This window comes from Mesonia profundi (assembly GCF_031085155.1).
GTDB classification, from domain to species: domain Bacteria; phylum Bacteroidota; class Bacteroidia; order Flavobacteriales; family Flavobacteriaceae; genus Mesonia; species Mesonia profundi.
This window is the reverse complement of sequence record NZ_JAVHUL010000063.1, coordinates 1-5,903: the sequence shown is the minus strand read 5'-3', so window position 1 is coordinate 5,903 and position 5,903 is coordinate 1. Positions and strand designations below refer to the sequence as shown.

Annotated in this window: 5 protein-coding genes; 3 read left to right on the top strand and 2 right to left on the bottom strand. The window is 38.0% G+C overall.

Annotated elements, in window-relative coordinates:
- A partial coding sequence (locus RBU60_RS13890; protein ID WP_308865667.1) for a hypothetical protein occupies positions 1 to 281 on the top strand: 281 nt, incomplete at its 5' end.
- A 123-nt stretch (positions 282 to 404) separates the two neighbouring features.
- Here RBU60_RS13890 and RBU60_RS13885 read toward each other — a convergent pair.
- Together RBU60_RS13885 and RBU60_RS13880 are read right to left on the bottom strand one after the other, a co-directional pair.
- Positions 405 to 2,792: a GumC family protein gene (locus RBU60_RS13885; RefSeq protein ID WP_308865666.1), complete on the bottom strand. Its 2,388-nt coding sequence runs from the start codon at positions 2,790 to 2,792 to the stop codon at positions 405 to 407.
- A 2-nt stretch (positions 2,793 to 2,794) separates the two neighbouring features.
- Positions 2,795 to 3,559, bottom strand: a complete 765-nt coding sequence (locus RBU60_RS13880; RefSeq protein ID WP_308865665.1) for a polysaccharide biosynthesis/export family protein — start codon at positions 3,557 to 3,559, stop codon at positions 2,795 to 2,797.
- A gap of 190 nt (positions 3,560 to 3,749) precedes the next feature.
- On the opposite strand from RBU60_RS13880, the gene RBU60_RS13875 reads away from it, so the two are divergent.
- Positions 3,750 to 4,037, top strand: a complete 288-nt coding sequence (locus tag RBU60_RS13875) for a hypothetical protein (RefSeq protein WP_308865664.1) — start codon at positions 3,750 to 3,752, stop codon at positions 4,035 to 4,037.
- A gap of 21 nt (positions 4,038 to 4,058) precedes the next feature.
- Positions 4,059 to 5,711 carry a UDP-N-acetylglucosamine 4,6-dehydratase family protein gene (locus tag RBU60_RS13870; RefSeq protein WP_308865663.1) on the top strand — a complete coding sequence of 551 codons (1,653 nt, stop codon included), beginning with the start codon at positions 4,059 to 4,061 and terminating at the stop codon, positions 5,709 to 5,711.
- Positions 5,712 to 5,903 lie beyond the last annotated feature (192 nt).

Below are 5,903 nucleotides of genomic sequence, written 5' to 3'. Positions count from 1 at the left end.
AACATCTATGGGCGGGCCTGCCCGAACGTCTCATCTGGGCGGGCCTGCCCGAACATCTATGGGCGGGCCTGCCCGAACATCTATGGGCGGGCCTGCCCGAACGTCTCATCTGGGCGGGCCTGCCCGAACATCTATGGGCGGGCCTGCCCGAAAACTTATGGACGGGCTTGCCCGACCGGTACGAGCGAGAGGGTTTTATTCAGGATCTCATTTTAATTACTTCACAACTTTTTGTGCTGAGCCGTTTTTTCAGGATGACAATTGAATTTGATTTTTTTTAAGTCTAAAAATCGTGATTCTAGCTGTTCTTAAATTTTAAAAAATTCCATATAAGATTCTTCCTTTTATCGAAATAGCAGCATAGCGAGCAGGAGTCAATGGTTCTTTACTAATAGCTAGACAATCTATCTCGCCCAAAACTTCCACAATGGAACTCTCTTTACATCTTCTGAATATCCATACCCATACCCATAATTATAACCGTAAGCTCCATTTTCTTTTACTCCGTTAAGTACTATTCCCATATTCTTAAGCTTGTTTTGCTTTTGAAGCTCTTCAATATGTTTCAATAGTTTTACATCGGTATAACCTGCTCTTACCATATACATGGTAGCATCAGCATATTGAGAAATCAATAAGGTATCGGTTACTAAAATGGTTGGAGCAGTATCTACAATCACATAGTCATACTTACTTTTTGCTTCTTCTAAGAACTCTTCAAATCTTTGGTTTAATAATAACTCGGCCGGGTTAGGAGGTATAGAACCTGAAAGAATCACATCCAAATTATCAAAACCAAATTTATTCTTTATCAATAGCTCTTCAAAGTTTACTGAAGGATTATATAAAAAAGAAGAAACTCCCTTGTGGTTTTTATCCATATTGATATAAGTATGCACTTGAGGATTTCTTAAATCGGATCCTACCAATAAGGTTTTCTTTTTTGCAGAAGCCAAGGTATTAGCCAGGTTCATCGCTACAAAAGTTTTTCCTTCCCCTTTGGTAGTGGAGGTTACAAAAACCACTTGAGCCTTCCTTTCTAAATGCTTAGGCGATTTAAAATAATTAAGATTGGTACGTAAGATTCTAAAGGCTTCTGCCAAGACACTTCTATCGTTTGCCTCTATGACCGATTTTGATCCTTTTGGTAATTGTGGAATTTCTCCCACTACAGAAAGACTAGGAATTTTCTTTTGAATCTCAGATTTTGAATTCACCTTAGTATCCAATAAGAATAAAACATACAAAATCCCAAAAGGAATTAATAATCCAATCAGCAATGCCGCCAATACTACGATTTTCTTTTTAGGAGAAACCGGAAAAGGAGAAGTATAGGCAAAATCTACTACTTTTATGGTAGGGGCTGTAATCGCATAACTCAAGGCTGCTTCTTCTCTTTTTTGTAATAGAAATAAGTATAAGCGCTCTTTAATCTCTCGTTGCCTTGTAATAGATCGTACTTCTTTCTCTATTTGTGGAAGTCCACCTAATTTACCGCTAGAAAAGCTTTCTTGTTGCTCTAAGCTGCTTAAGGTGATCTGGAGGCTTTGCAAATAAGCTTTTACACTGGCATTAATATTTTTTTGTATACGGCTTAGCTCTTGGTTTAAGCCCAATACCGCTGGGTTTTCGGGGGTAGCGGAAACCAGTAAGCGGTCTCTTTCTAAAATTAACTGGTTGTACTCTCCTGTTAACTGATTCACAGAAGCATCTTTAATCCCAATATTTGCTGGGAGCAACTCTAAATCGTCTTGGGTTTTCAAAACGCTCTGGAAGTCTTGGGTGACTGCCAATTGCGTTTGCATCTCAAAACGTTTCTTTTCCGCTTCCGCTTCTTTTCCAAACAGCTGCGTAGCATTGGCTTCTACATCAATTAGGTCTTTCTCATTCTTATACGTGACCATTTCTCTTTCTACCGTATCCAAATCCTGCACCAAAAACACTAGCCTATCTTCCACAAATTCTTGAGTTCTCTTAGAAACAAGGCGTTTGTCTTCGATACCATCTTGATTAAACTGCTTGATCAATTCATTTAAGATGGCTTCGTTGCGCTTGATGTTGGAGCCTTGCATGGAAGTGGTCAGCACGTGACTTTTATCTCCCACGGGCTCTACCGTAATGCTCTCAGATAAATTTATGATGGCATTGGCGGTACTTACATACTTAAAAAGAAAATTAGTATCTCCTGTAGGCTCTTTGGGGGCAACGTATAAGGGATTCTTTTCTATGCTTAGGCGATAGTCCCCATAGGCTAAGGTATCTCCGTATTTAGCTTCTAGACTTCCTAAAATTTCTTCTTGTAAGCTAAAGCTATTTTCACCTGTAGTTTTAAATTCAATTAGTGATTCAGGTTTTTGTGAGGTAGAGTCAACGGCTATCCAGTTAATTTTAACTGGCATTTCTTGGTTATAATAAAGCGAAGATTTAAAAGTCGCGTTACTCAAGTAGACCGTATTTAGGTCTAAGACCTTCACTACTTTTTCGAACATTCTACGAGACTTCACAATTTGGATCTCGTTCTCTAAGTTGACCTTACTCAGATTAAACATACTCGTGGCGCCACTTAAGCCCGATAAATCTAATCCGCCATCTGTAGACTCGTCTAAGACTTTAATTTTGGCTTGCGTGCTATACACCTTGGTACTGTACCTTAAGTATATGAATGCACTTACTACCGAAAGTATTACCCCTAGGACAAACCAAGGCCAGTATTGAAAATACTTGTAGAGTAGATTTTTTAAATCTTCCCCATTATCTAATTCTTCCTTTTCCCACTGCTGTTGCTCTGTCATCTCTATCTAAATATCAAAATTGCGGTACTTAACAAAACAGAAAACACCGATAATAAGGTTCCTAAATTCCCTATAATCCCTGCCGATTTCACTTGGGCATTATTGGGTTGCACGTAGACGATATCATTTTGTTTTAAAAAGTAATATTCACTATTCATCCATTCGCTAGAAGTTAAATCTATTCGTACGTATTCTCTTCCTTCTTTGGATTGCCTAATCAATAAAACATCATCTCTATTTCCTTTTATGGTAAGGTCTCCTGCCAATCCTAAAGCCTGCGGTAAACTTAGCGTTTCCTCTGCTACGGTATACGTCCCCGGCGCTTTCACCTCTCCAATAATCGAAATTTTAAAATTCACCAAGCGCACTCTTACCGTAGGATCTTTCACAAATTGTGAAAGCCTTGTTTCTAGTTCTTTTTGTAATTCTTGGGTGGTAAAACCCTCCACCTTAACAGCTCCCAGCCCTGGATAGTTGATATCTCCTTTCTGGTCTACCAAATAGCCTTCTAGCTTTAAAATATCGCCTTGCCTTTGTTGGGTTTGAACCATATTCTTATCAAACTGGTAAGGTAACACCGCTTTTGGACTTAAGGCCGTGATGTCTATTTTTAAAATATCATTTACACTTATTCTAGGATGTTTAAAGATTTGATCTACTTTCACTAGGGAAGTATCTTCAATATCTTGGAAGTATAAGACCTCCTCTTTTGTAGCACAACTCAACAGAAGTCCACTAAAAATAAATAGTAGTAGTAATTTTTTCATAGCCGCAAATATAATCAACTTTTTATTTATACAAGTATTCTGTCAATTTTGTTGGCTAGATTTCCTCATTTCAGCAAAATAAATCATTCAAGTATACGCTAAGATCGCTTGGTCTTGTTAAAAAAAAGTCTAATTTTATAGACAGCCTATATTTACACGCACTATTTTTCGATATTAAAACTCTAATTAAATGCCTATAATAAAATATCTCAAAATAGATTTCTTTAAAACCCTTAGGCCTTTAGTAAAAAACTATGTCCCGCGAAGGTTCATCTTTCTTATTGATGTTTGTATTGCTTTTATAGCAGCACAAGCGGCTTTCTTTCTAGTGAATTCTACCACGGGAAATAACGACCACATTCTTACCTTTAGCTGGCAGCTTTTTGTCATTGTAGGAATACAAGCCCTGTATTACATGCTTATCAAGTCTTATTTTGGTCTCGTTCGCTATTCTAGTTTTAAAGATGTGATTACGTAATTAAAAGTTACCGCGCTGTGTGTGGTTAGTGTTCTTATTTTAAACCAAATTTATTACTTAACTCGTAGCGAGAAACTCATTTTAGATGCTGGGGTGGTCATTTATGGATTTATCTCTTTTTTCCTACTCTTTTTCTTTCGGGTACTGGTGAAAAGAACCTACCAAATTATTAATTCTACTATAAGCATACCTAGTGTCTACGCTTTAATAACCAGCAGGGCGGATATTCTCATTTGGGAAGGACTTATTTCAGAGCATTCCGATTCTTTTAATGTGGTAGGCTTTGTGAACCTGGATGATCAAAAAATGCTTACTCGCATTCACAACCTTCCTATCTATACCATTGCTCAGCTTAAAGAGTCTAACTCGATAGCAAAGTCTATCATTGTTAGTGATGAAAAGCTTCAGCAAATAAAAGATAATAATAATTCTGTTTTAGCAGAATTGTTAGATCTCAAATTAAAAATATATAAGCTTCCTAAAATTGAGAATTACGACAGTACTACCTCTTTTAGCTCTTTAAAGGAGATTAAAATTGAAGATCTTTTACAGCGCTCCCCTATTAAACTTAACAATTTAAAACTATCCTCTCTCTACAAGGATAAAACTATTTTGGTTACTGGGGCAGCCGGCTCTATTGGAAGCGAGATTGTAAAACAATTAGTTCCTTTCGCTCCAAAAAAGATTATTCTTTTAGACCAAGCTGAGACTCCGCTACACGATATCGCTTTGTGCCTAGACAAGGATTATCCTCAATTGAATTACGAAAAACTAATCGCTAACGTAAGAAACAAAAAAAGACTCCGAGAGGTTTTTACTACCTACCAACCCCAGATTGTTTTTCATGGGGCAGCTTACAAGCACGTTCCGATGATGGAAGCCAACCCCATAGAATCCCTAAGTGTTAACTTTCGCGGAACTCGCAATTTGGCAGAGCTCTCTACCGAATATAAAATTGAACGTTTTGTTTTTGTGAGTACCGACAAAGCAGTAAATCCCACGAATATTATGGGAGCCACAAAAAGAGCTGCCGAAATATTTATTCAATCCTTGGCTAAACAAGACAATCAAACCACATTTATTACCACCCGCTTCGGGAATGTATTGGGGTCTAATGGATCTGTAATTCCACACTTTAAAAAACAAATTCAAGAAGGCGGGCCTGTGACGGTAACCCATCCTGAAATCACACGTTATTTTATGACCATAGACGAGGCTTGTCAGTTGGTTTTAGAAGCAGGTGGAATGGGAAATGGAGGAGAAATTTATGTTTTTGATATGGGCTCTCCTATCAAAATTGTCAACTTAGCGCACCATATGATAAGACTCACCGGACTTATTCCTAATAAAGATATTGCTATTGAGTTTTCAGGATTAAGACCAGGAGAGAAGCTATTTGAAGAGCTGTTAGCCGACAAGGAGACTACGCTACCTACACATCATGAGAAAATCATGATTGCACAGGCCACACATACCTATGATTCTTCGCAAGACTTCCAGTTAACGAAACTTCTTGAGTTCGTAAAACAGAACAATATAAATGAATCCTTAAAACAATTAAAGCAATTGGTGCCCGAATACCAACCTATTGACGTCAATGATTTTAAGGTATCGGAAAGTGACCCAAACATTCAGAAAATAGCATCTTATACAGAGGTTGATAAAAAAAATTGAAGCCTTGCACTGAGCCTGCCCGAACACTTATGGGCGGGCCTGCCCGAACACTTATGGGCGAGCCTGCCCGAACACTTATGGGCGGGCCTGCCCGAACACTTATGGGCTGGCCTGCCTGGACTTCCTAGTAATTTTGTGACTAATTTTATTAGGCCGCTTTGTTAAAAAATCCTTTTAATTTTAGTTCCATTT